The sequence below is a fragment of the Pseudomonas farsensis genome, assembly GCF_014268805.2.
GTDB lineage: Bacteria > Pseudomonadota > Gammaproteobacteria > Pseudomonadales > Pseudomonadaceae > Aquipseudomonas > Aquipseudomonas farsensis.
Genome location: NZ_JABWRF020000004.1, coordinates 84,299 through 109,105 on the forward strand (window position 1 = coordinate 84,299; position 24,807 = coordinate 109,105).

Annotated in this window: 27 protein-coding genes; 9 read left to right on the forward strand and 18 right to left on the reverse strand. The window is 61.8% G+C overall.

Annotated features, from left to right (window positions below; genetic code table 11):
* Positions 1 to 30: 30 nt before the first annotated feature.
* The 10 genes from HU719_RS20195 to HU719_RS20240 form a co-directional block, all read right to left on the reverse strand.
* Positions 31 to 573 carry a GNAT family N-acetyltransferase gene (locus HU719_RS20195; RefSeq protein WP_186536004.1) on the reverse strand — a complete coding sequence of 181 codons (543 nt, stop codon included), beginning with the start codon at positions 571 to 573 and terminating at the stop codon, positions 31 to 33.
* Positions 570 to 1,094 (reverse strand): phage tail protein, encoded by a 525-nt coding sequence (locus HU719_RS20200; protein ID WP_186536003.1) that lies wholly within the window; start codon positions 1,092 to 1,094, stop codon positions 570 to 572. Before HU719_RS20200 ends, HU719_RS20195 begins: the two co-directional genes overlap by 4 nt.
* 29 nt (positions 1,095 to 1,123) lie before the next feature.
* Positions 1,124 to 1,684 (reverse strand): phage tail protein, encoded by a 561-nt coding sequence (locus HU719_RS20205; RefSeq protein WP_186519848.1) that lies wholly within the window; start codon positions 1,682 to 1,684, stop codon positions 1,124 to 1,126.
* Between the two features lie 23 nt (positions 1,685 to 1,707).
* Entirely contained in the window at positions 1,708 to 2,259 is a 552-nt protein-coding gene (locus HU719_RS20210; protein ID WP_186519841.1) for a phage tail protein, read from the reverse strand.
* 703 nt (positions 2,260 to 2,962) lie between these two features.
* Positions 2,963 to 4,294 (reverse strand): MFS transporter, encoded by a 1,332-nt coding sequence (locus tag HU719_RS20215; RefSeq protein WP_186536002.1) that lies wholly within the window; start codon positions 4,292 to 4,294, stop codon positions 2,963 to 2,965.
* A 185-nt stretch (positions 4,295 to 4,479) separates the two neighbouring features.
* Positions 4,480 to 4,920: a hypothetical protein gene (locus tag HU719_RS20220; RefSeq protein ID WP_186536001.1), complete on the reverse strand. Its 441-nt coding sequence runs from the start codon at positions 4,918 to 4,920 to the stop codon at positions 4,480 to 4,482.
* A 145-nt stretch (positions 4,921 to 5,065) separates the two neighbouring features.
* Positions 5,066 to 5,632 (reverse strand): START domain-containing protein, encoded by a 567-nt coding sequence (locus HU719_RS20225; RefSeq protein ID WP_225917348.1) that lies wholly within the window; start codon positions 5,630 to 5,632, stop codon positions 5,066 to 5,068.
* A 130-nt stretch (positions 5,633 to 5,762) separates the two neighbouring features.
* Entirely contained in the window at positions 5,763 to 6,599 is an 837-nt protein-coding gene (locus HU719_RS20230; protein WP_186519833.1) for a bifunctional allantoicase/(S)-ureidoglycine aminohydrolase, read from the reverse strand.
* Between the two features lie 133 nt (positions 6,600 to 6,732).
* A complete protein-coding gene (locus tag HU719_RS20235) occupies positions 6,733 to 8,097 on the reverse strand; it encodes an LLM class flavin-dependent oxidoreductase (protein ID WP_186536000.1) in 1,365 nt (454 codons plus the stop codon).
* A 13-nt stretch (positions 8,098 to 8,110) separates the two neighbouring features.
* Positions 8,111 to 9,091, reverse strand: coding sequence for an aliphatic sulfonate ABC transporter substrate-binding protein (locus HU719_RS20240; RefSeq protein ID WP_186519828.1), 981 nt, complete (start codon positions 9,089 to 9,091; stop codon positions 8,111 to 8,113).
* Between the two features lie 204 nt (positions 9,092 to 9,295).
* Here HU719_RS20240 and HU719_RS20245 point away from each other — a divergent pair, with 204 nt between their 5' ends.
* The gene (locus tag HU719_RS20245; protein ID WP_186519826.1) at positions 9,296 to 10,189 is read left to right on the forward strand and encodes an NHL repeat-containing protein; all 894 of its coding nucleotides are present in this window, start codon (positions 9,296 to 9,298) and stop codon (positions 10,187 to 10,189) included.
* A gap of 140 nt (positions 10,190 to 10,329) precedes the next feature.
* On the forward strand, positions 10,330 to 11,142 hold the full coding sequence (locus HU719_RS20250; RefSeq protein WP_186535998.1) for a substrate-binding periplasmic protein: 813 nt from the start codon (positions 10,330 to 10,332) through the stop codon (positions 11,140 to 11,142).
* Between the two features lie 10 nt (positions 11,143 to 11,152).
* Here the strand turns inward: HU719_RS20250 and HU719_RS20255 are convergent, their stop codons facing one another.
* Positions 11,153 to 11,431 (reverse strand): hypothetical protein, encoded by a 279-nt coding sequence (locus HU719_RS20255; RefSeq protein WP_186519822.1) that lies wholly within the window; start codon positions 11,429 to 11,431, stop codon positions 11,153 to 11,155.
* Positions 11,432 to 11,625: 194 nt separating this feature from the next.
* Here HU719_RS20255 and HU719_RS20260 point away from each other — a divergent pair, with 194 nt between their 5' ends.
* Complete coding sequence (locus HU719_RS20260; RefSeq protein ID WP_186535996.1) at positions 11,626 to 13,710, forward strand: putative bifunctional diguanylate cyclase/phosphodiesterase; 2,085 nt, start codon at positions 11,626 to 11,628, stop codon at positions 13,708 to 13,710.
* Between the two features lie 14 nt (positions 13,711 to 13,724).
* Here the strand turns inward: HU719_RS20260 and HU719_RS20265 are convergent, their stop codons facing one another.
* From HU719_RS20265 to HU719_RS20290, 6 genes are all read right to left on the reverse strand, one after another.
* A complete protein-coding gene (locus HU719_RS20265) occupies positions 13,725 to 13,988 on the reverse strand; it encodes a DUF1652 domain-containing protein (RefSeq protein WP_186535993.1) in 264 nt (87 codons plus the stop codon).
* Positions 13,989 to 14,241: 253 nt separating this feature from the next.
* Entirely contained in the window at positions 14,242 to 14,889 is a 648-nt protein-coding gene (locus HU719_RS20270; protein WP_186535991.1) for a DUF1345 domain-containing protein, read from the reverse strand.
* 71 nt (positions 14,890 to 14,960) lie between these two features.
* Positions 14,961 to 16,115 carry a cysteine desulfurase family protein gene (locus HU719_RS20275; protein ID WP_186535989.1) on the reverse strand — a complete coding sequence of 385 codons (1,155 nt, stop codon included), beginning with the start codon at positions 16,113 to 16,115 and terminating at the stop codon, positions 14,961 to 14,963.
* 171 nt (positions 16,116 to 16,286) lie between these two features.
* Positions 16,287 to 16,766: a DUF2269 family protein gene (locus HU719_RS20280; RefSeq protein WP_186535987.1), complete on the reverse strand. Its 480-nt coding sequence runs from the start codon at positions 16,764 to 16,766 to the stop codon at positions 16,287 to 16,289.
* Position 16,767: 1 nt separating this feature from the next.
* On the reverse strand, positions 16,768 to 17,895 hold the full coding sequence (locus HU719_RS20285; protein ID WP_186535985.1) for a saccharopine dehydrogenase family protein: 1,128 nt from the start codon (positions 17,893 to 17,895) through the stop codon (positions 16,768 to 16,770).
* A 94-nt stretch (positions 17,896 to 17,989) separates the two neighbouring features.
* Positions 17,990 to 18,916: a LysR family transcriptional regulator gene (locus HU719_RS20290; protein ID WP_186535983.1), complete on the reverse strand. Its 927-nt coding sequence runs from the start codon at positions 18,914 to 18,916 to the stop codon at positions 17,990 to 17,992.
* A gap of 139 nt (positions 18,917 to 19,055) precedes the next feature.
* Here HU719_RS20290 and HU719_RS20295 point away from each other — a divergent pair, with 139 nt between their 5' ends.
* From HU719_RS20295 to HU719_RS20320, 6 genes are all read left to right on the forward strand, one after another.
* Positions 19,056 to 20,282, forward strand: a complete 1,227-nt coding sequence (locus tag HU719_RS20295) for an acyl-CoA dehydrogenase (protein WP_186535982.1) — start codon at positions 19,056 to 19,058, stop codon at positions 20,280 to 20,282.
* 376 nt (positions 20,283 to 20,658) lie between these two features.
* The gene (locus HU719_RS20300) at positions 20,659 to 21,981 is read left to right on the forward strand and encodes a PAAR domain-containing protein (protein WP_186535980.1); all 1,323 of its coding nucleotides are present in this window, start codon (positions 20,659 to 20,661) and stop codon (positions 21,979 to 21,981) included.
* Positions 21,974 to 22,372: a hypothetical protein gene (locus HU719_RS20305; RefSeq protein WP_186535978.1), complete on the forward strand. Its 399-nt coding sequence runs from the start codon at positions 21,974 to 21,976 to the stop codon at positions 22,370 to 22,372. Before HU719_RS20300 ends, HU719_RS20305 begins: the two co-directional genes overlap by 8 nt.
* Positions 22,373 to 22,969: 597 nt before the next feature.
* Positions 22,970 to 23,482: a GNAT family N-acetyltransferase gene (locus HU719_RS20310; protein WP_186535977.1), complete on the forward strand. Its 513-nt coding sequence runs from the start codon at positions 22,970 to 22,972 to the stop codon at positions 23,480 to 23,482.
* Positions 23,482 to 23,772 (forward strand): hypothetical protein, encoded by a 291-nt coding sequence (locus HU719_RS20315; RefSeq protein ID WP_186535975.1) that lies wholly within the window; start codon positions 23,482 to 23,484, stop codon positions 23,770 to 23,772. Before HU719_RS20310 ends, HU719_RS20315 begins: the two co-directional genes overlap by 1 nt.
* Positions 23,773 to 23,882: 110 nt before the next feature.
* Complete coding sequence (locus tag HU719_RS20320) at positions 23,883 to 24,188, forward strand: hypothetical protein (protein WP_186535973.1); 306 nt, start codon at positions 23,883 to 23,885, stop codon at positions 24,186 to 24,188.
* Positions 24,189 to 24,357: 169 nt separating this feature from the next.
* Here HU719_RS20320 and HU719_RS20325 read toward each other — a convergent pair whose 3' ends face one another.
* Positions 24,358 to 24,792, reverse strand: coding sequence for a pseudoazurin (locus HU719_RS20325; RefSeq protein WP_186519786.1), 435 nt, complete (start codon positions 24,790 to 24,792; stop codon positions 24,358 to 24,360).
* Between the last annotated feature and the right edge of the window lie 15 nt (positions 24,793 to 24,807).

Sequence of the window (24,807 nt, forward strand, 5' to 3'; positions counted from 1 at the left end):
TGTCCATGCTTCCTTGCGTAGGTGGCAGTGCTAGTTCATGGCGGCGCTCCGTGGGAGGGCTGGCCTGTGCATCTGCAGATAGGCACCCTGGTCCTCTCCAGGCAGGAAGCCAAGGCGTGTGTAAAGCCGCCGTGCCGGGCTGAACGGTTCGACGCTCAGGCAGCAAGGTGTAGCCAGTTGGTCGGCCAGTGCCACCACTGCCTCAAGCACAAGGCTGCCCATGCCGCGGCCCTGCCATGCCGGCAGGAGGGCAATGTCGACCACCCGCAGCGATTGGTCCGCGCGCCATATGCAAAGCCGGCCTACAGGCTGGTTTTGCTGTACGACCACCAGAAAATCGGCTTGCGGATAATGCCGCTCATAATGCGCGCGCTGCATTTGCTCTTGCGCGTGCAGGAAGGCCAGGCGTTGTGCATCGCTCCATCCGGGCGCGGCGCTGACTTCCTGCCAGCGCCGGGCTACAAATAGAGCGCGCAGCAACGAGACATCCTCCCCGGTTTGCCTGCGCAAGCCGGGGAGGGGCAGGCTGGGGGTTGCGCCCAGCAGACTTTGCAGTGCGTCAAGGCAGCTCATGGGTGTGGTGGGTATATCCCTTGCACTGCGATGCAGTAAACCAGTGTCTGGTAGGGCTGCATGATGTTCATCGGCGCTGAACCGCCTGCCGGTGCCAGGGTCTCGGACGACAGTGAGGTATCGGCCGCCTTGTTGTAGAGGGTGACCCGGGTCGGTTGCGTCGGCACCACGTTGTTGGCAGGGGCGTTGATCGCGGTACTGGCGGTGACCGAAGGGATGACGTTCAGCCCGTGGTTATGTTGCGGCAGGTTGTTGACGTTCAGTTGCACCGTATCGGCGCCGGTGGGCTGGGCAAGCTGCCATGTGGTCCCGGTTTTCGATACACCGGCACCTACAGCGGCCCGCCCGTTGAGGTTGGGCAACTTGAATGTGTTGGCGCCGGCGCTGCCGTAGGCAAGGCCGATCACCGCATACAACACCGCGTTGGTCTGAATTGGCAATACCGTGCCGTCGCAGCGCATCCAGCCGCTGGGAATGTAGTTATAGGGGAACAGCCTGACTTCACCGACAAAGGGATCCATGGTAACTCCGTTACGAAAGGGGCTGATCGTTAGTTGAAGTCCGGGAAATAACCATCCAGGCAGATGATGTAATTGATCGCCAGGGCCCCCATCAGGTTGCTGCGTGTTGCCGCGGGTGCACCTGCGGCCATCACTGCGTTAGGGTTCAGCGCTACGGTCGCAGTCGGCGGGGCGGGGGGCGGGTTGACCGGTTTGGCGTACAGGCCTGTCACCACCTGGGTTTTGGTGAAACTCGAGAGCAGCAGCGTAGGCCCGGGTGTCGGAGTGGTGGCGACGGCACTGGTGGTGGTAAACCCATGGCTGTGGGCCGGCATGTTGTTGCTGGTGACCGGCACCGTTTCGGTACCGCCGAAGCTCGCAAGGGGGCGGTTGCTCAAGCCGGCTCCTTGGCCTTGGCCCACCGGGATGCGACCGCGCAGGTCCGGCAGGGCGAATGTCGTGCGGCCGTCACCGCCATAGAGGCTGCTGATCAATGCAAACAGTGCGGGGCTCTGATTGACTTGTAACAGGCTGCCGTCGCAAAAGCGCCAGCCTTGGGGGGCGTAGTTACCGGCAAACAGACGAATCTCACCTACGTAGGCATCTGACATGGAAAATGCTCCAGTAAGTTGGGTCAAGGGCGGGGTGGGAAGATGCCAATGGAGGCGATGCAATAGCTCAGCGTCAGGAACGGCTGCATGTTGGCCATGGGCGCCCCTTCACCTGCGGAATCGACCACCATGGGGTCCAGCGTCACCGCGCTCCCGCTCTTGACGGCATATACCGGCTGCGACAGCGCTTTGCCGTCGACGGTCGCCGAGGCGGAGAAGAAGCCGTTGGCCGGGCTTGCCTGGTTTTCTTTCTGAGTACTGGCTGCCACCTGGTGGGTGTGTGTGGGCATTTGCGCCAGGGTCATGCTTATCGCTTCGTTGCCACCCTTGCTGCCCAATGGGTGCACATCCAAGGCAGGGCTTGGCGAGGCGACATCGTTGCGGGAAATTGCGACGCGGCCGCTTAGATCAGGCAGGCCGAAGGTGGTTACCCCATCGCCGCCGTAGGTGACGCCGAGTAAGGTAAACAAGACTTGGTTGGTGTTGATAGGTAATAACTGGCCATTGCACGGTAACCAGCCTCTGGGAATGCGACCAAAAGCAAAAAGGCGAACTTCGCCAACGAACGGTTCCATGACTCAATCTCCGTTTCAGGTATAAACATCAGGCACACGGCAGGCCTGCAAACGCGCGCAGGGCTGCATAATCGAAAACGACTGATAATTAGTTCAACCTTGGAAGAATGTGGTGTCCCTTGCGTGGGCGCCGTCCATTCCCTGGACTCCATGATGTGTCGGCCATACGCAGAAGGGCGGCCGTGCAGCGGAGATTGGATTGGATCCTAGCGTGAGATGATGGGGAATTGCCATCACTTTTGTAGGGTTAAGCTCAATTATTGTTTAAAAGATTTCCGTGGCAGGTTTTGATGCCTTTCATTTGGCGTCATAAACCCGTTATGCAATAAGGAATTGGCATAAAGAATGACGACGAGGCCGCAGCGTGCAGGCTGCTTTAAAAACTCAATGGCCCGGCAAGCCATTGTTTTGTCTTAAACAGGCGGGTTGAGTTGATGTTATTTAATGCGTAATTGCGACGGTGTCTCAACTGTAAGGGCGGCAAGGTATTACTGCCCCTACAGTTACTCAGTTGCTTGGGGCTTGTGCTACAACAGGCCACGAGCGCTTAGGCTCTTTCTGAAATGTATCTGCACTCGCCCATAGTGCGTTGAAACGGGGCTCGGAATGCTCATGTACTCCAGTACAGTCGAGCGCGACCCCGGCCGTTCCTCGCCCCGTTTCGCCTTGTCTGGCCTTCGCGCAGACACATTTCAGACAGACCCTAGGCCGACTCTGCGTGGGCGGGCGTATCCGTCGATGGCTCATCATGCAGCGAAACCCGCGATGTCTCCGGCAACGCCAACCCGCCAACCAGTGCCAGCAGTGCAATCACCACTAGATAGAACGCAGGTGCCAGTCGGCTGCCGCTCATCTCGATCAGCCAGGTCGCCACCAGCGGTGCGGTGCCGCCGAACAAGGTGTAGGCCACGTTGTAAGTGATTGCCGAAGCGGTGTAGCGGCTGCGAGTTGGGAAGCACTCCGACAGCAACGCTGCAGTGACCACGCCGCTCATCAAGGCGCCAATGGCCAGCAGGACGACCCCCAGCAATGCCCCGCTCAGCGAGCCGGAGCTGGCTAGCCAGTAAGCCGGAAACACCGCCACCATTACCCAGATGCAGGTGACGCCGATGGCGCGCCGACGCCCGATGCGGTCGCTGAACGCGCCGGCCAGCGGGCAGCCTGCGGCGGCGAACAGCAGCGCCACCGTGGACACCAGCAGGGCCTGGGCGCGGCTCAACTGGCCGACGGTTTGCAGGTAGGTCGCAAAGTAGGTAGTGAACATGTAGAACGACAGCGCCGTCAGCGAGATGAACGCGCCGAGGTTACGGATGGTGCGGCCATGGTGGCGCAGGGTGTCGGCCAGCGGGGAATGGGCGTGTTGCTTGCCCTCGGCGATGGCTTGGCGGAACGCCGGGGTTTCCTCCATGCGCCAGCGCAGGTAGAGCCCCACCAGGCCAAGCGGGGCGGCTACAAGGAATGGCACGCGCCAGCCCCAGGTGTTCATCGCCTCGGCAGTAAGGCTGGCCTCAAGGCCGTAGGCAATCACCGCCGCGCAGGCAAATGCCGAGAACGTCGATACCGGCACGAAGCTGCCATAGAACGCCCGTTTGTTCTGCGGGGCGTGCTCCATCAGGTAGGCGCAGGCGCCCGCATATTCGCCCCCGGCAGAAAAGCCCTGCAGGCAGCGCGCGAGGGTGAGCAGTACCGGCGCCAGTACGCCGATGCTGGCATAGGTTGGCAGCAGGCCGATCAGGGTGGTGGAGCCGGCCATCAGCAGAATGGTCAGCGACAGGATGCGCTTGCGCCCAAGGCGGTCGCCCAGGGCGCCAAACACGATGCCGCCCAACGGGCGCAGGGCGAAGGCCACAGCGAACACCGCGAAGGTTTTCAGCAGGCCGACGCTTGCGCTTTGCCCCGTGAAAAACTGGCTGGCGATCAGCGTGGCGAGGAACCCGTACACGGCAAAGTCGAACCACTCGACGAAATTACCGATGGCCGAGGCGGCGATCACCCGGCGCAGGGTGGTAGGTGATACCTCATGGGGGGTGGACATGGATGTGCTCTCCGAAGGACTTGGCAGCCAGGACTGATGCGGCACACTCGGGGGCGCCGTCGTTGTTGTTCACCCAGTAGAGCGGCTGGGCGCAGGCTGCGCATTGTCGAGGGCGACATTGGCATTTGCCCGAGCGTACGAGGGCCGCTGGTCAGTCTGCGCTGGCCGGTTTCGAGCGCTTGTAATCAAGTTGCAGATAGCCTTGCGCCAAACCGATCGGCGAATATCAGCGGTGCCTTGATTTCAGTCTGGCGCCGCTCATCGAGCAAGGTCTCAGGGGGCGCTGGGAATTCTGTCGCCAGGCACCGCTGTTGCACGAGCTGGAGCAATGCCGACAAGCGCGGTGCGTTTGGCCCTGTGATGTCGGTCTGGCGCATCGGCCTGGCAACGCAGGCCAGAGGCCGCCCGGTGCGGTCGAGGGTGAAGGTGAGCACCACCAGACCCCTCAACCCGACCGTGCTGACGATTTGCATGTTACGCACCAGGATGTATTGCACGTTTTCCTGAAAGCGCAGTTCAGAAACCGCTTGCGCGCTGGCCTTGGGTGATGATGCGCAGCCGGATGTCAGCAGGATGCCGAGTGTCAAGGAAGCGATTAGAACGCGTGAACGCAGCGGGAAAGACATGTCATGGCCCAAGTGGGAGTTGCCGAGTGGGCAGGATCTCCCGCTGGGACGCGATGTAACAGGTCACGGTTTCCCATACAAACGTGGGACGTTTCCTAACGACAGAACCGCAGGACAGCGCCTGGGCCTGCAGGCATCAAGGGCCTCACGGCTGACGCTGCGCTACAGCCCTTAGCGTGCGCAAGGTCACCACCGGCGCATCGACCACGAAACGGTTGGCCAGCCAGCCAGGCACATCGCCAGCTGGGTCTGCTCGCAACTGGTAGGTCACTTCAGTCTCGCGCTCGCCCAAGGGCTTCATGATCCACTCGCCAGCCAGCCGCTGAACGCGGATTCGCCCCTTTTCCTCAGGGATTTTGCCGGGGTCGGCGCTCAGGTGACGCACCAGAGTGCCGTCATCCAGCCGCTCGGTAGTCACCTTGAGTACCATGTCGCGGGGCTGTGTGGGCCACGGCAGGTCGGTGGTGAGGTAAATCCAGGTCGCGTCCCCGTCGACCTCGAGCAAACGCATCTGCGCGCAGGCATATAGCCATTTGCAGGCCACCCGCAGGTTCTCTTGCAGGTCGCTAAGCGTGCGCACACTCGCCTGCATGGTGCTGACGCCACGAAACTGTTTATACGCCGAACCCTCCACGGCGCTCAGGTACACCCGGATGCCCTCGCGGTCATAGGCCAGGTTCCAGCTGTCGGCGGCCCGCAGAGGCGGTGCCATTAACAGTACAAAGCAAGCCATCAGGTGTGGCAGGCGCATGGTCGTGGCCCGGTGGCAGTTAATAGCTGCAAGTATGGCCACAAACACAAAGCCCGCCATGCAGGCGGGCTTCGTTTACATCAACCGGGGCTCAACGCTGAGGGTTGAGGGTCAGGTGCACATGGCGGTTGACGTCTTTGTACAGCAGGTAGCTGAACGGGCCTGGGCCGCCGGAGTAGCAAGCCTGCGGGCAGAAGGCACGCAGCCACATGAAGTCACCGGCCTCGACCTCGACCCAATCCTGGTTCAGGCGATAAACCGCCTTGCCTTCCAGCACGTACAGGCCGTGCTCCATGACGTGGGTTTCGGCAAACGGAATCACGCCGCCTGGCTGGAAGGTCACGATATTCACATGCATGTCGTGGCGCATATCGGCCATGTCGACGAAGCGGGTGGTCTTCCAGCAACCTTCGGTGCCTGGCATCTCGATGACGGTGGCGTTGTCGCGATGGGTGACGAACGACTCCGGCAGCGGCAGGCCTTCGACCTTCTGGTAGTGCTTGCGCAGCCAGTGGAAGGTGACATTGGCCTTGCTGTTGTTGCGCAGGCTCCAGTCGGCGCCCGGCGCCAGGAAGGCATAACCACCCGGGACCAGCGTGTGGTGCTTGCCTTCGACGGTGATGTCGATTTCGCCTTCGACGACGAACAGCACCGCTTCTGCGTTGGCGTCCATCTCTGGGCGCTCGCTGCCGCCTTCTGGGGCGACTTCAACGATGTATTGCGAGAACGTCTCGGCAAAGCCGGTCAGCGGACGGGCGATGACCCACATGCGCATCTTGTCCCAGAACGGCAGGTGGCTGGTGACGATGTCACGCATCACGCCCTTGGGGATCACGGCATAGGCTTCGGTGAACATGGCACGGTCAGTGAGCAGCTCGGTCTGAGCTGGGTGCCCACCGTGGGGGGCGAAGTAGGATGGTTTCGACATGAACGGTCTCGACTTGTTGTTCTCTCCCCATTGCCTTGGACCACACCGGCCGGTGCGTGCAGGGGATGCCCGGACAGCATAAGAGCCGTAGCGCAGCATCCACAAATTAAATGTTGAAATACTCGGTATTCACTTACTGAATGTGCACATTACGCCCCACATGGGCCTGCGGCAGTTTATCGCCCTTGCCAAACAGTTTGTGGCGCAGGCTGCCGTCGGCGTAGGCCGTCGGGTAGCGGCCTCGGTGCTGCAGCTCTGGTACCAGCAACTCGACCACCTGGGCGAGGTCGTCCGGCTGCACGGCATAGGTGAGGTTGAAGCCGTCGATGCCGGTTGCATCCAACCAATGCTCCAACTGGTCGGCAACGTCGCTGGCGCTGCCCACCAGCACCGGGCCGCGGCCGCCCAAGCCTATGAACTCGGCGGCTTCGCGCACGCTCCAGCGGCGGTTGGGGTCGGCAGCGGTGAAGGCTGCAAGGGCGGCGCGGCCGGCATCGTTCTCGATATATTCGATTGGCGCATCGGGGTCCAGGCCTGCGAAGTCGATACCGGTCCAGCCTGAGAGCAGCGCCAGGGCTGCATCCAGATCGACATAGCGCCGATACTCGGCAAAGCGTGCCTCGGCTTCGCTGCGTGTGGCACCGACGATCAATAGCGCCTGGGCATAGATCAGCACCTCGTCACGCCCGCGCCCGACCGCCTCGCAGGCTTGGCGGATGCCGTCGGCATAGCGGCGCAGCACCGTTGGCGTCGGGCCGCTGATAAATACGCATTCGGCATGCCGCGCAGCGAACTGCTGGCCCCGCGCCGAGGCGCCGGCCTGGAACAATACCGGCGTGCGCTGCGGCGAAGGTTGGCACAGGTGCATGCCCGGCACCTGGAAGTGCTCGCCGTGGTGGTTGATAGGGTGCACCCGCGACGGCTCGATATAGCGCCCGCTGTCGCGCTCCAGCAGCACGGCATCGTCGTCCCAGCTGCGCTCCCAGAGTTTGTACAGCACCTGCAGGTATTCCTCGGCCAGGTCGTAGCGCTGGTCGTGGCCCAGTTGACGCACCTGGCCCAGATTGCGCGCGGCGCTGTCCAGGTAACCGGTGACGATGTTCCAGCCCACTCGGCCGTTGCTCAGGTGATCGAGCGTGGACATGCGCCGGGCGAAGGGGTACGGGTGCTCGTAGGTCAACGAAAAGGTCACGCCAAAGCCCAGGTGTTCGGTCACCCCGGCCATGGCTGGGACCAGCAGCAGCGGGTCGTTGACCGGCACCTGAACGCCGCCGCGCAGGGCCGCGTCAGGGCCGCCTTGATAGACATCGTAGATGCCCAGCACATCGGCAATGAACAGCGCATCGAACAACCCGCGCTCTAGCAGGCGGGCAAGGTCGGCCCAGTAATCCAGGCGGTTGAACTGTACGCTGGTGTTACGCGGGTGGCGCCACAGGCCGGGCGACTGGTGGCTGGCAGCGTTCATGCTGAAGGCGTTGAAGCGGATCGGGCGGGGCATCCAGGCGTTCCTCTTACGGCAGCACGGCGGTGGGGTAGACCGCCTCGGCGACGTTGAGCTTGCGCGGGATCAGCCCCAGGCCCTGGAAGGTATCGGCCAGTTTCTGCTGCTCGGCGATGATTTGCGGGGTGATGGCCACGGCGTTGTAGTTGCGTCGCTCGCTGGCCACCTCCAGCACGCTGGCGTTGATGCCCAGTTGCGGCGCCAGGAGGGTTGCGACTTCGCCGGGCTTGGCGTTGGCCCATTGGCTGACCTTGCTCAGCTCGCTGAAGAAGGTCTTGAGCAAGTCGCGGTGCTGGTCGGCAAAGCTTGCGGTGGACAGGTAGAAGGTGCGGTTGTTGGACAGCCCGCTGCCGTCACGCAGGTTTTTAAGCCCCGGCTGGCTTTCTGCTGCGGCCAGGAACGGGTCCCACAGCGTCACGGCTTGCACGCTGCCAGACTGCAACGCGGCTACCGCATCGGCGGCGTTGTTGACGTAGGCGGGGGTGATGTCTTGGTAGCTGAGGCCGGCTTGTTCGAGGGCTACCGCCAACAGGTACTGGGCGTTCCAGCCACGGCCGGTGGCCACGCGCTTGCCTTTGAGGTCTTCGACCTTGTTGATGTGGTCCTGCTCGCGTACCACCAGGCCGATGCCGCGCGGGTAGGGCTGCTCGGCTGCCAGGTAGACCACAGGCTTGCCCGCGGCCTGGGCGAATACCGATGGCGCGTCGGCGGCGTGGCCCAGGTCGATGGCGCCCGTACTCAGGGCTTCGAGCAACTGCGGGCCTGCCGCGAACTCGTGCCAGCTGACTTTCACCCCTTGCGGTGCCAGCGCTTTTTCCAAGGCGCCGCTACCCTTGAGAATGTTGATGCTGTTGAACTTCTGGTAGCCGATGCGCAGGGTCTTGGCATCGTCGGCAACGGCGCTGGACCATGGAATCAGGGCACTGGCAACGCTGGCCAGCAGGCCGCCGATCAGCAGGCGGCGCAGGGGAGAGAAGGCACGGGCAGGCACGGTGAAACTCCTTTGCGAGGTAACGGGATGTGCATGCAGCGTACGTAGCGGGCAGGGCAATGTTCAATTTGTTTATGCGTATTAGTTAGATTGTTTTGTTCTTTTTATATCCTTTTGTTTAATTAAGGCTCGCGCGTATACCCCCACGACATTTTTTTCACATCGGCTTGTTAGCATCGCCGGCATATTTTCTGGAGCCCAACAATGATGCATGTCTTGCGCACGCGCACTTTTCGCGTGGCCGTGGCCACTGCTGCCGGCCTGGTCGCCTGCGCGTTGGGTTTCTTTGCCTGGCAGTCGTTCTACCCCGTCCAGGCAAGCGACGGTTGGGGGGTGCAGGTGCTGCACGACTCGGTCGACAAGGCCGCCTCCCTGCTGCCTGAGCGCGACGGCAGCCTGCTGGTCAGCCGCGAACTGAACAGCGGGCGCGGCAGTATCTTGCGCATCACCGCAGGCGGCGACCGGGTGGTGGTGGTCGATGGCCTGTCCAAACCTGATGGCATGGTGGCCGTGGCCGGCGGCTGGGCGTTCAGCCAGGAGGTCGGCGGTGCGCCAGTCAGCGTCTCGCGCAATGGCCAGGTACGCATGTTGTTCCAGGGCAATAACGTGCAGGGCCTGTTCAATGACGGCGACTATCTATACGCCATCGAAGACCGCAAGGGCGATGGCCGGTTGCTGCGCTATGACTGGCGCACTGCGCAGCTTGACGTGCTGCGCCAAGGGCTGAGCGAAACCGAAGGCCTGACCCGCTGCATCGATGGGCGCCTGCTGTACACCGAAAAGGCCAATGGCAAGGTGCGTGCGTACAACCCCGAGGGCACCGACCCAGTGGTGGTCGATGGCCTCAACAACCCGACATTTCTGTTCTGCGACCAGCGCGGTTTGTGGATCAGCGAAGACTCCACCCACCGTGCGCGGCTGCTGCGCATTGCCGGCGATGGCTCGCGGCACACGGTCTTGAGTTTTCTCAAGGCGCCGCAGGCCATCGTTGCGGACGGTCAAGGCGGCTATCTGGTGGCCGAAGGCGGGCGTGACCGCGTGCTGCGCCTGACACCATCGACACCGGTCGATGTGGCTACGCTGAGCCCCCGCGAGTGATTCGGCTCGGTTAGGCACAAACATCCGAACGAATGCGTGGCTAATGGCCATTTCTGGTGCACACTGTGTGTTCGCCGGTGAACCCGGCTCACCTGTTTGCCTGCCTTTACCCACTACCTAGCGGTAGCGCGAGGATCGCAATGAGCGCACGGAGTTTGTGCCAGTGGATGGGACTGACGCTCGCCATTATCTGGCTGCCCGCAGTAGCTTCGGCGCAGCCTGCTTGCCAGCAACTGACGGCCACCGGCAACCCTGAATACCCGCCTTATCTGTGGCGGGACCCACATGACCCCCGGCACTTGATCGGCGCCAATGCCGACCTGTTGCGCCATGCCGCCGACGAACTCGGTCTGGTGGTGGACGTGGTTTATGCCGGGCCTTGGTCACGGGCACAGGAGGAAGTGGCAAGCGGGCGCATCGACATGATGGCCGGCTATTTCCGGACCCAGGCGCGTGAACAACTGATGGACTTCATCAGCCCGCCATTCCTGTTCAATTCGAGCGTGGTGTGGGTGCGTGAGGGCGAGGCATTGCGCTACAGCGACTGGGCCGATCTGCAAGGGCTGCGCGGCGGAACATTGGTCAACAACAGCCACGGCGAGGCGTTCGATGATTACGCCCGGCAACACTTGAACCTTGAGGCTGTGCCGACCGCCACCCAGGCGTTCGAAAAACTATTGCTCAAACGCAATGACTACGTGGTTTTCGAGCGCTACCCCGGCATGGCGCTGGCCCGCCAGTTGGGCAAGGAGAAGCTGTTGCAGGTGGTGGAACCGCCGGTATCGAGCGAAGGCATGTACCTGGCGCTGTCGCGCAAGTCGGCGTGCAACGAAGCGGCGCTGCGTGAAAAGCTCGCGGGCAAGATGCAGGAGCTGGCGAGCGGGCCGCTGCCTGAACAACTGCTGGCGCAAAACCTTGAGCGCTGGCAGCGCCAGCATCAGGAGGGGCGTTGAGCGCGCGAGCCTAGCTTTTGCACTTGGCCACCACCACCTGGCAGGTTTTCGGTGACCCGCCAGAGCGCCCCGCGTAGCGCATGCAGCTATCCATCGACTTGCGGCTGGCAGCGGCCAGGGTTGGGCCAAAGGCCAAGCCACCTTCGCCGCTGCTGGGCAGCGCCTTGGCGTAACAGTTCGAACCTTGGGCTGAATAGCGTGCAGATTTGCCTGAGCAGCCGGTCAATACCAGGCCGAGGGCGAGCAAGGTCAGCGGGAGCAGATAACTGCGGGCAATGTTGGTGCGCATGGCAGCCCCCTGGTGCGGGTGTGTAGTTCAGATTAGACGTGCGCCGCGCAGGGTACACCAATCCGATGCTGGCAAAATGTGTCGATGCGGCCAGCTGTAATCATTTTGCCAGCACTAAAACCGTGCGTTTCCCCAACGCTTGCGTACAATTGGGCGATTTTCAGGCCTTTCCTGGCCTACCCGCGGACGTGCCCATGCTGATCGGTAGCTATTCATCCTCACTCGTGTTGATCTCGTTGCTGGTGGCCATTCTTGCCTCCTACACCGCACTGGACTTGACCGGGCGTATTGCCACGGCCAAAGGGCGGGCGGTGTATCTGTGGATGCTCGGCGGGGCGCTGGCCATGGGCATGGGCGTCTGGTCCATGCACTTTATCGGCATGCTCGCGTTCAGCCTGCCAGTGGGCCTGGGCTACGACACGACCCTGACGGCGCTGTCACTGCTGATTGCGGTGCTTTCCTCGGGGTTTGCCTTATGGCTGGTAAGCCAGCCACGCCTGCCGTGGTTGCAGTTGGGGTTGGGCGCCTTGGTGATGGGCGCAGGCATTGCCTGCATGCATTACATGGGCATGGCGGCGCTGCGCATGCAGCCAGGCATCGACTACGACCCATCGCTGTTCGGCACGTCCCTGGCCATTGCCGTAGGCGCTTCGGCAGCGGCGTTGTGGATTGCCTTCCGGCTCCGCCAGCAGACGGCCTATGTGCGGCAGATTCGCGGCGCAGCGGCGGTAGTGATGGGCGTTGCCATCGTCGGCATGCATTACACCGGCATGGCCGCTGCCAACTTCCCCGTCGGCAGTTTCTGCGGCGCGCTGCCCGATGGGCTTGCCGGCGATGGGCTGGACTACCTGGTGCTGATCACCACCCTTGCGGTGCTGGCCGTGGCGCTGCTCACCTCGGTTCTGGATGCCCGCTTGGACGCGCGCACCGCCGAGCTTGCCCGCTCACTCACCCAGGCCAACCAGGAGCTGACCCAGCTGGCGTTGCACGACATCCTCACCGGGTTACCCAACCGGACCCTGCTGGCCGACCGTATCGACCAGGCCATGGCCCGGGTTGCCGAGCAGGGCGGCTGCTTTGCGCTGATGTTCATCGACCTGGATGGCTTCAAACCGGTCAACGATGCCTTTGGCCACCATGTGGGCGACCAGTTGCTGACGGCCGTAGCCAGCCGCCTGCGCGGCCACCTGCATAGCCAGGACACCTTGGCCCGCATAGGTGGTGATGAATTCGTGCTGCTGGTGCGTTTGCAGGAGCCGGACGACGCCATGGGTGTTGCGGTCAAGCAGGTGAACCTGGTGGCCAAGCCGTTCCGGGTGGCCGAGCATGACCTGCAGTTGTCGGCAAGCGTTGGCATCGTGCTGTATCCAGGCAACGGCATGGACCAGCACGAGCTGCTGCGCAATGCCGACGCTGCCATGTACCACGCCAAGAACGCCGGGAAGAACGGCTACCGGTTCTTCGATACCTCGATGAACAACAACGCGCGCCAGCAGCTGCAACTGCTGCACGATCTGCGCGCAGCGCTGCACAACAATGAATTCCGCCTGCATTACCAACCCAAGTTCGACGCCGTGAGCTGTGAGCCTATCGGTGCAGAAGCCTTGTTGCGCTGGGAGCACCCACAGCACGGCCTGATGGCCCCGGACCGATTTATTGGCCTGGCCGAAAAAACCGGGCTGATCATCCCGCTTGGCGACTGGGTGCTGGCCGAAGCATGCCGGCAAATGCGTCAGTGGATGGACGAGGGCTACGGTGAGTGGCGCATTGCGGTGAATCTGTCTGCGATCCAGTTCTCCCACGCGGGCTTGGTTGATAGCGTGGCCCAGGCCCTTGCCCAGAACGGCCTGCCAGCCAACCGCCTGACCCTGGAAATCACCGAAACCACGGCCATGCGGGATGCCGATGCCAGCCTTGCGGTGTTGCAGCGGTTGTCGGACATGGGCGTTGACCTGTCGATCGACGACTTTGGCACCGGCTATTCAAGCCTGATGTACCTCAAGCGCCTGCCCGCTAATGAGCTGAAGATCGACCGCGGTTTTGTGCGCGACCTGGAACAGGATGGTGACGACGCAGCGATTGTCTCGGCCATCGTCGCATTGGGCCAGGCGCTGGGGCTGCGGATTGTCGCAGAAGGTGTCGAAACCGACGGCCAGCAGGAATTCCTGACCCGGCTGGGCTGTGATTCGCTGCAGGGTTATCTGTTAGGTCGGCCGGTGCCGGCCGAGCAGTTCATGGCCAAGCTTGACGCCAGGGGCGGGGTCGAGCTCAGGCAGTAAATTGCTGGTGCGGCTCAAACCGCATCGCGCAATACCGGCAAGCCCAGGTTGAAGGTGTCCATTTCGGCTTCTACCGCCTCGATGATGCGTTCGACGTCGGTGGCGGCCATGATTGCCGCGCAGGGGATGCCGGCAATCGCCAGCAAGGTTTCGCCGCTGGCGCGGTCGAACAAGCGCACGATCATGCTGCGCGGGGCATCCATGGTGGCTTCGAAGCCAAGCGGATGGAAATGCCAGCGCATCACCTGGCAGGCGTTGGGAAATGTCATCTTGTTCATGCCAGCCTCCTTGTTCACGGGTGGAACGCGGTGATTCGACGACTTTTAAGTAAACCGGGCCTTGCCTGGCCCCTCGGGAGCTAACCATAGCACCCGCAACGGCTACGATCCGGGGAAAATATTACCAATGTGCCAATGCATGACGGCGGTCACACAGCCGCCTGGCTGTGCGGCCCCGGTGTGCCGGTGAAGCAAACGTTTTCCAGTGGCTGGGTATTGTCAGAAGCGCGCAGAACTTTCGGACCGGCGGCACTCAGCCGAGTAGACCAGCGGCAATATTGATGGTGAAACCCAGGATGGCGGTGTTGAACACAAAGCCCACCAGCGAATGGGCAAGCACCACACGGCGCATGCCCCGGCCGCTGATGCCCACGTCGGAGGTTTGCACGGCGACACTGATGGTGAATGAGACATAGTGGAAGTCCCAGTAATCGGGGTTTCGTTCGCCGTCTGCGAAGCGCAACGGCGGCTCGTGCCGATCATCCGAGTAGAACAGGCGGGCGTAATGCAGGCTGAAAATGCAGCCGATCAACAGCCAGGACCCCGCGATGGTAAGCCCCGTGTACAGGTAGTGCAGCACCAGCGCGCTGCCATCGAGCCCGCGGCTGGACACCAGTTGCAGTGTGACCGCCGCAAGGCTGGCAATCGCAGCGATGCTGACGGTGAACAGCACCAGGCCTGCGTTCTCGTCTTCGATACGCGCCACTTTGCGCACCTTCTCGGGGGTGGCGCCGACGCTCAGCCACAACACCATCAGCAGATACAGCCAGACCCCGAGGTTCCAGCCAGCCAGGATGCGTTGCACCGTGTCGGGTGTGGGGATAAGCCATACGCCCAACAGCCCGACTAGCGTGGCGATGCTGAGGCGAGGGTGGGTGCGGGTCAGGTGATGGAAGGCCATGCGTGCTCTTGAGTCAGGCGGATGCTGCAACTGTAGCCCAGTCGCAGCCAAAACTACCTGCTGCTGTCACATCACCACAACGCCAAGGCCGCCGCACCGACTACCCGCTCGAACGCAGCAATCGCCCGGTCCACGTCGGCCTGTTGGGTATAACGCCCAACGCTCACCCGCACGCTGTTACGCGCACGCTGCTCGCCGATGCCCAAGGCTAGCAACACATGCGACGCGGCATTACTGGCCGAGTTGCAGGCCGAGGTGCTAGACACCGCCAGATCCCCCGCCAAAGCCCGGCTGTTGAACCCCGGGCTGTCGATATACAGGTTGAGCGTGTGCGGAACCCGCTGCGCAGAGACTGTGTTCAAGCTGACCCCAGGCAAAGCCAGCAGGCCATCGCGCAGGCGGCTAGCCAAGGCTGCGATTCGCTGATACTCGGCATCCCCCGGCCGCCCGGCAAGGGCAAAGGCGCTGCCCATGCCAACGATCTGATGGCTGGGCAGGGTGCCTGAACGCAGCCCGCGCTCGTGCCCGCCGCCGTGCATCTGGGCGCGCAAGCCGTCACGGGCGCGCGGCCCCACATACAGTGCGCCGATGCCCTTAGGCCCGTAGACCTTGTGCGCCGAGAACGACATCAGGTCTACCGCCTGGCGCGCCAGGTCGATAGTGACCTTACCCACTGCCTGTGCAGCATCCACATGCAGCAACGCGCCGTGTGCCCGCAGCAACTGGCCGATGGCTGCGAAATCGGTAATGGTGCCGAGCTCGTTGTTGACCGCCATCAGCGACACCAGCCGCGTATCGGCCCGCAGCGCCGCTTGCACCACCTCAGGCTGGATCAGCCCCTCGGCATCGGGCGCCAGGCGCGTCACCGCCCAGCCCTGGCGTTCCAGTTCTGCGGCGGTGTCCAGCACCGCTTTGTGCTCCAGCTGGCTGGTGATCAGGTGCCCGGGCTGTTTGCAGCCCTGGGCGATGCCCTTGAGAGCGAGGTTGTTCGATTCGGTGGCGCCCGAGGTCCACACCAGGTCGTCCGCTTGCGCCCCGATTTGCTCTGCGACCTGGCGCCGCGCCTGGTCGACCGCTTCGCGTGCAGCTTGCCCGTATGCGTGGCCGCTGGAGGCGGGGTTGCCGAAATTGGCCTCGCGGCCCAGGCAGGTGAGCATGGTTTCGATGACCCGGTTGTCGACCGGAGTGGTGGCGGCGTAATCGAAGTACAGCGGGGCAGTCGTCATATCGGGCAGGTCCGTGCAGGGAGGCCGTTGTTCGGCCTCCATGAACCGCATGCTAAAGGGCCGCTGCGGCGAAGGTTTCCTCTTCTTACCGTACGTCGGGCATCATTCAGAAATAACGTTTCGCCATTAGCTTATGACAGAGAAAAAAATTCTCCTGCAAGCGGCTTGCGGTCAAAACCACTGCCAGGGGGCCTGTTTGCTGACCATTACCAGCACCATCAGGAACATGCCGGCAAACCCCGCCACGCCCATCCACAGCCACCACCGATACAGCCGCGCGTATGCCGCAGGCAGCGCTGCGTGGGTGCCTGCGGCGGCAGCGGCCATTGCCTGCATGCGTTTTTGCAGCATCAGCACCGGTAGCCATAGCGCGCCGACGCCGAAGAAGATCAGCAGCGCGGCCAATAGCCAGCCCACCGTCCAATCCATGCCGGTTAGCCGCACCATGGCAAACCCGGTCAGCAGTTGCACAAACCCAGCGGGCGTAGTGATCCAGGCATCGAAACGCACCACCATGCGCGCCACCGCCGCGATCACCCGAGCATCGCCAGTGCGATGGGCTGCGATCAGGTACAGGTACGACCCCATGCCAAAGCCGAACAGAAACACAGCCGCAATGACATGCAGATATTTGAGCAGGACGTAATCCATCTCAGCTGCGGCCCTGCTGGAAATCCAGGCTGTAGCGAAGCTGATGGGGCGCGCCGATGGCGGCCAGGTACTCGGCCACGCTGATTTCGCCGACACAGGGGCGGGCGCCTGGTTGCGGGCGGTAGCCGGCCAGCACCTTGGCCATCAACGCCACCGACGCGCAGCTTGGGATTTGCGGGCCTTTGTCATCCAGCGCGGTCACCTGTGCGTGCATGTGCAGCGGCTGGCCTTGCGGGTCGAGGCCACGCACGCGGATGTACATCGCGCTCTTGCCGTCGCCCAGCCGCTCGCAATACACACCCAGGCGGTGCAGGCGGCGGGCCCACGGCAGCGGGTCACGCACCAGCCCCAGTTTTACCAGCAAGGCCAGGGCGGCGTTGGCCACCCCGCCGGCCATCAGCCCGGCGCCGGCCTTGAATGCAAGCGTACCGGCGCCGTAACGGCGGGCGAAGATGTCCATGTCGGGCACATCGACATTGTTCAGCAGCCGCCAGCCCAGGCCTGGCAAGTGCCGCAGTTGCAGGCCCAGCCAACCATCGACGCTGCACGGCTGGCCATCGCGCCACTGCGGGATGGGCCGCCCGGCATAGGCCAGCACGCCTTCGATGGTAGAAAGGCCAGGCATCTTCGCCGACGAACTGATGCCATGCTCGATCGCCTCGATCTGGCTGAAGCGGTGCCGCTGTTCGTCGATGATCGCCGACGACAGGCTGGGCACTGAGCTGCAGCCGCTGAGCAGTGCCACGCCGGCCTCGCGCGCCTGTGCATCAAGCTGGGTGATACCGTTGACGAACACCCGGCAGTCGGCAAGGTCGCAGTAGTTCGCCCCTGCCTCTATGCACGCCTGGGCGACGCTGTAGGGCTGGCGCTGGAAAGGCCCGCCGGTATGGATTACCCAGTCGATGCCCAGCTCACGCAGGGCTGCCGCGAACCCTGGCGCCATGGCATCGCCGCACCAACTGCCGTGCAAGGCCGCAGCGGGGCCAGCGAGCTGTTCGCAGAGGTTTTTCAGGGAATTGGCATTGCGCCCGGCGACGATCAGTTGCACGCCTGGCATCGGGTTCAGGTGCCGGCAGATGATGCGCCCGAAGTTGCCGTAGGCGCCGATCACCAAGATCCTTATGGGCATGCTGCATTCCTTGTGCGGGGGAGGACTCACGCCCTGGACCAGGGCCGCGCAAAGGTTACCTAAAGCACCTGGCAATGCAACCTGCCCAAGCGCCTCAGGCGCTGGCCAAGGCCTGTTGCTCCTGCGCAGCCACTCGTTCGCACAGTTCGATGATCTGCTCGCGCATCCAGCGGTTGGCCGGGTCCTGGTCGGTGCTCTCGTGCCAGTACAGGTGGGTTTCCAGTGCCGGTACCTCGACCGGCAGCGGCTGATGGCGCAACTGGTGGCGCCGGGCAAAACGTTCCGGCACGGTCATTACCATATCGGTCTGTTGCAGTACCTGCGAGGCCATCAGGTAATGCTGCGAACGCAGCGCCACGCGGCGCTGCACGCCCATCTTGCCCAGCGCCAGGTCAACATAGCCCAAGCCATTGCGCCGGCTCGATATATGGATATGGGTCATGCCCAGGTAGCTGTCCAGCGTCAGCTTGCTGTCGGCCAGCGGGTGGCCGGGGCGCATGGCGCACACGTAACGGTCCTGCATCAGCCTGACGTGGCGGACTTGAGGGTCGGTGTTCAGCGGTGCGTCCACGGCAAAGTCCAGGCGCCCAGCGGCCAGCTCCTTGGTGGTTTCACGGCGCTTGCATGGGAAACTCTCGATCACCAGGGTCGGGGCCAGGCGCCGCAGGCGCTGGAACAATGGGGGCAGGATCACCGCTTCGGTCAGGTCAGTCATGCTGATGCGGAAGGTCTTGTTGGCCTGTTGCGGGTTGAAAATGCGGCTTTCCTGCACCGAGGTGCGCAGCAGGGCTAACGCGTTGCGTACCGGGCCGATGATGTTCTGCGCCATGGGCGTCGGCACCATGCCTTGGGCGGTACGCACGAACAGCGGGTCATTGAAGGTCTCGCGCAAGCGCGACAGGGCATTGGACACCGCCGGCTGGGTGATGCCGACGATCTGCCCGGCGCGGGTCAGGTTGGCTTCGGTGTAGATGGCGTCGAAGACGATGAACAGGTTGAGGTCGACCTTGCTGAGGTTCATGGCGCCGCTCGTTGTTGGAATTATTGCCGGATCATATATCGGTTATGAATGTTTATACACGCAGAAAATAGGCTAGGTGGATTGAGCATGCCTGTTCTAGGCTGCGTCCATGTTGCCCACAGACTGGAAGGTAGCCCCGATGGATTTCGCCTATTCGCCCAAGGTGCAGGCACTGCGCGAGCGCGTCAGTGCGTTCATGGACGCCCACGTATACCCGGCAGAGCCGGTATTCGAGCGCCAGGTAGCCGAGGGTGACCGCTGGCAGCCCACGGCGATCATGGAAACGCTCAAGGCGCGCGCCCGTGACGAGGGGTTATGGAACCTGTTTCTGCCTGAGTCGGAATATGGCGCAGGGCTGACCAACCTGGAATACGCCCCGCTGGCCGAAATCATGGGCCGCTCGCTGTTGGGGCCGGAGCCGTTCAACTGCTCGGCGCCGGACACCGGCAATATGGAGGTGCTGGTGCGTTATGGCAGCGAGGCACAGAAACGCCAATGGCTGGAGCCGCTGCTGCGCGGCGAGATCCGCTCGGCGTTTGCCATGACCGAACCTGAGGTGGCGTCTTCGGACGCAACCAATATGGCTGCGACGGCGGTGCGCGACGGTGACCAGTGGGTGATCAACGGGCGCAAGTGGTGGACTTCCGGGGCCTGTGACCCGCGTTGCCAGGTGATGATTTTCATGGGCCTGTCCAACCCGGATGGCCAGCGCCACGCGCAGCATTCGATGATTCTGGTGCCCCGTGACACCCCGGGGGTGACCATCGTGCGCCCGCTGCCCGTGTTCGGCTACGACGATGCTCCCCATGGCCATGCCGAGGTGTTGTTCGAGAATGTGCGGGTGCCGTATGAAAACGTGATCCTGGGCGAGGGCCGAGGTTTCGAGATCGCCCAAGGCCGCCTTGGGCCTGGCCGCATCCACCACTGCATGCGCTCGGTGGGCATGGCCGAGCGTGCGCTGGAGTTGATGTGTAAGCGCTCGGCGCAACGCAGTGCCTTCGGCAAGCCGTTGGCGCGCCTTGGGGGCAACATCGACAAGATCGCCGACTCGCGGATGGAAATCGACATGGCGCGGCTCTTGACCCTCAAAGCGGCGTACATGATGGATACGGTGGGTAACAAGGTGGCGCGCAGCGAGATTGCGCAGATCAAGGTAGTGGCGCCCAACGTTGCACTCAATGTCATCGACCGGGCCATTCAGATGCATGGTGGGGCAGGGGTGAGCGGTGACTTCCCGCTGGCTTATATGTACGCCATGCAGCGCACCCTGCGCCTGGCCGATGGGCCGGATGAGGTGCACCGCGCAGCTATCGGCAAATATGAGATTGGCAAGTATGTGCCCAAGGAGATGTTGCGCGGGGATTAGCGTCAGAGCTGGTGGTTCGGCTCGGTCTGCGGGCCTCATCGCAGGCTGGCGCCAGCTCCCACAGAAACCTGAGCCAGACCCGGATATCGCCACGACTCCCTATCATTTCCCACAGGATTGGGTCCAACCAGCAATGTTGCGGTTGAGCACGGCCTGCGTGGGAGCTGGCGCCAGCCTGCGATGAGGCCAGTGCAGGTTGTGTAAAACCATGGAATCTCCCACAGAATTCATTCTCCGCCAGGCTGCGCTATCCAGACTTGCCCAGCAGTTACCCATTCCTGACTTGTTGTAAGCCTATTCCCAAACCCCTGATCCTTGCATTTCCATCCCCCTGAGAGCTGTTAGCTTCCCGTGCTTTGCACAGGAAGGCCTGCACATGAGCCGCGTCAATATCGAGGGGAAGGGCCAGGCGCTGGACAGTGATATCACCACCACCGGTGCGCGATGCATTGCCAGCAACCCCGGCTATAGCAGTGACGGCCATCAGGTGCTGCGCAAAGGCGATGCCACCAGCGAGTGCCCAGGCTGCGGTCAAGTGGGTACGGTGGTGGAGGGCATCCCTTGGTTTACCTACGGCGGTCGTGAGGTCTGCGTCGACGGCGCGCTGGTCGCCTGCGGCTGCCCTCCAGGCAGCAACCGAGTCATCGCGCCGCTGGGCGGTGCTTCACTCCCTGCGCAAGCCGTGACGGCCTCCGGCACAGAGTCAGGTGCACTGCAGCCGGGTTTCTATATCGTCCCGCGCAGCATGTCCGGCCCGCAGGTGCTGGCTGAGGTCCTCGGGCATGACCCATTGCTGCCCATCAGCCGCGTGCAGCGGCTCAACCCCACCTTCGATCAAGGTTTCAAGGCTGGCGAACTATTCGTCCTGGGTGACCCCGACAACGCCAATGCCTGCACGCAGGAAGAAGCGCACCTGATGGCGGCCGCAGCACGTGCGCGCGACGCGCTGGCGATTCTCGATGAGCAGGAAGCCAACTTCATGATGGAGCATATCGGCGAAATTGCGGGTGTTTTGAGTGGGGCAAGCCTCTCGATGGGTGTCGGACGTGACATGCTTGCAAGCGGCCTTGGTCGGGTGGAAGACACGCTAAAGGGTATCGAGCTGCTACATCAGCGCGAGTTTTCTGCACATGGGAGATTAAACAGCCCGCAGTTCTTTGAATCGCGACGGTTTTTGTATCAGCAACTGGACGCTCAATTACGCAGCGCGTTTCTGGATAAGTACCTCACGCTAGGTGGGCATGAGCGCTTACGCAAGGGGTTAGGTATTTCCACCAAGAGTCTAGTGCATCACTGGATTAAAGCAGGAACGCCTGGTTCGATACCGGGTTATACGACGCATTTGGATGAGGTCGCCAGGACAGCAAAATATTTGAAAGCGGGTGCATTTGTAGCGATTGGATTAGGCGCGGGCTCGTCGTATTTGAAAGTAGTGGAGGCTTGTCAGGCCGGTGAAACCAACAGTTGTAAAAGGGTGCGGTTTATAGAGGTCGGTGGTTTTTCCGGAAGCGTGGCCGGAGGTGCTGCGGGCGGTAGCATTGGGGGGTTAGCAGTCAAGGCGATCTGTAATTTCGGCGTCGTGGGTAAAGCCATATGTGGGATAGCCGTTATCGGTGCAGGCTCTTTCGGAGGCACCAAGGCTGGGAGTTTCGTCGGAGAGTGGGCGGGTGATTTATTATATGAGGCCAATTATGATTGACCTTGTTGCATGGCCTGCGAGCGTGCGGTTATTCATTGTGCTGCTGCCCTTCACATTTCTGATTATCGGTACGGCAACTCAAGCATTCATCGCCCATTCTAGATACTTCAATGCGCTGCGACGCGCCTTTCGGCGTAGTAGCGGTTTTGAGGATGAAATTAACTGCTGGGGGGCCTCGACGCTGAGGTCGCGTATATTGGTGGTCAGCGCCATGAGCCTTGCCGTTATCTATCCATCGCTCGGCATTCGCCACGGGTGGTTGAGCGTTGAGGACAGCGAAGAATTCCCTCGGCGGCTGAGATGGATATTGTTAATCAGTACCTGGAGCCTGCTGCTGGGTTTTTTGATCCTGGGAATACTCATCGCCTTCGTGAAAGTGACCAACACGTGATGCTCGGGCGCTTCATACATGTTTCGTTTGATCTTGCTCGCAGGATTCTCCTCGAGCCGTCGTTATCTAACGGCCGGAGAGGTGATATTTGAGCGTCTTTATGATTAGTCTGGTCTATTCGGCCACTGCATGTCAGCTCTTCATCCTATCTGCCAAGCTCTTCATCTTGTTTGCAGGTATGTCGCTCCATCTGTATGCTGCAACTTCGGCGCAATTTGAGTTGATGTGCAATGCGCTGCGGAGGAGCGAGTGCCTATGCGCGGAAATAAAAGCCGCCGGCGCTTCCACATTGTACATTCGTAGCATGAGAGTGAGCATAATGGCGGCTGTGTTGCTGTGGCCGAAGTTCTTTATTAGCCGCGGGGAACTAGATGAGGATGATTATCTCGATTTTCCGCGCGGTCTTGCAATGCGCATAAGAATAGCTTGGTACCTCATGACTATTGCGACAGCATGGATCTTGCTCGCCAGTTAATCCTTCGATCGGCATGTACCAAATTTCATGTTGGCTGGTAGGTCGTAGACTGGGCGGTCCGATTTGCGCTCATCGACCCGCTACGGTAGAACATCCCCACACCCAGCAACCAGCCCAAATGCATGCCAACCTGGACCATCGCCCCCGTCAGCCGAGCCGCCACTGCCGCAACCGTGCGCTTCATCGACAGTGCCCGACGCGGCCTTTTTCCACTGCTCGCCAGCTCCCCCATGCCTGCGGACCTGGCCACCTTCAACGAAACGTATATCGACGGCCCCGGCCATTTTCTGGTTGCCCACGACGACCATGGCGAGCTCATCGCCGGCATCGGCTATCTGCCGTACGATCATCGCTTTGCGCAACTGGACTATCACACGTGCAAAACGGTGGAGGTCGTGCGCCTGTTCGTCGCCCCTGGCTACCGCCGCCACGGTTTGGCAGCCGAGCTGTTCGCCGAATTGCGCGAGCATGCGCTGCAGGCAGGCGTTGAATGCTTGTACCTGCACACCCATCCGTTCCTGCCGGGGGCGATCCGCTTCTGGGAGCGGCAGGGCTTTACCACCGTCGATGTCGAAAGCGACCCGGTCTGGCAGACCACGCATATGCAATGTGTGCTCTCGGCGCAGGCCTGCTGATGAAAAAGACACTTGTGCTGGTCGCTGCATTGCTTGCCGCCGTGGTGCTCAAGCTTGGCTATTACACCAGTTACGAAGACGAGGAAATCAAGACCACGTTCTTTATCAAACACGGGCTGACGCCGCGCCTGCAGTTCTTCAATATTTTTGCCAATGAAGGTGATGACAAACCGCTGTATCGGCTGCGCGCCGATGAGCGTGAGATGGTCATCGACTACTGCCGTTACCGCCTGGGCATTGAAACGCGCTTGCAACGCCAGGCTGAACTTGATGCTTGTAATGTCAGATAGAAGTCAGAAACTTCCTACCTATCAATCGGTTTGAGTAACACCGTGTATATTTTCAAACCGCCTAGGGTCGCTTACCGTCTTCTTTCCATACAACCAAAGGAAGACGCGCGATGCCAAACCTTGCTCTCTATAAAGTTAAACTGCTCGACGAATTCGAAGCCCGCACCGATGAATGGACCTTCGGCGATTTTGAACGCCGCTTGACCGAAGTCAATCGCCAAACCACTTATCAGGACGCCAAGGGCATCATTAACGCTGCCCATCGCCAGGGTCGATGGCCAATGACAGTGAAACGCTATTTGCTGACCAATTTCTCGGTGTTTGGCAATGTCAGTGGCGAGTTCAATCAGACATTCGGCGAGGTAAAGGCCAGCCTTACTCCTCAAGAAAAAGAGCAGTGGAAACTGAACCAATAAGGCGTTTAAGGCGATACAAGAAGGGCCGGTGATGCGCTGGCGCGTTGGCGTAAGCCCTCGCTCAGCCAAGCCACTTCACCACCGCTGCAGGGTGGACGCCGATCAGGCCAAGGATTGCCTGACGGCGCACACTTGCAGAACCGCCCACTGGGCGGCTGCACCACCCGCCTCAAGGCTGTGCCCGCAACTTCTCCAGTTGCGCAGCCAGGCGGCGCCTGGCACGGTCGGGCAGGGCTTCGGGGATCGTCGCCGCGCCGGGTTCGCCTACCTGTATCAGCATCACCATACCCATCGCCAGGTGAGGAATGCACTGGATGCCGTACAGACCTGGTGTTGCGAAGGTCTGCTCGAACGGCTGATTGATCTTGCTCTTGAATGCCACCGCGCCGTCCGGCAGCAGGCCCGCGATGCTGGCGGCGTTGTGCCCGGCCTGGGTGGGTAGAAACCGCACCGTGTCGCCAGGTGCGATACGCAGGTGGTCGGGCTCATACACCATGGCGCCATCAGCGCCGCGGTTCAACATCCTTACTTCATGCACTTCAGCTAGCGCGCCTGTGGCGGCGAATAGCGTGGTGAGCAGCAGGGCAGCAGGGCGCAGCAACATGGGCAGAACATCCTG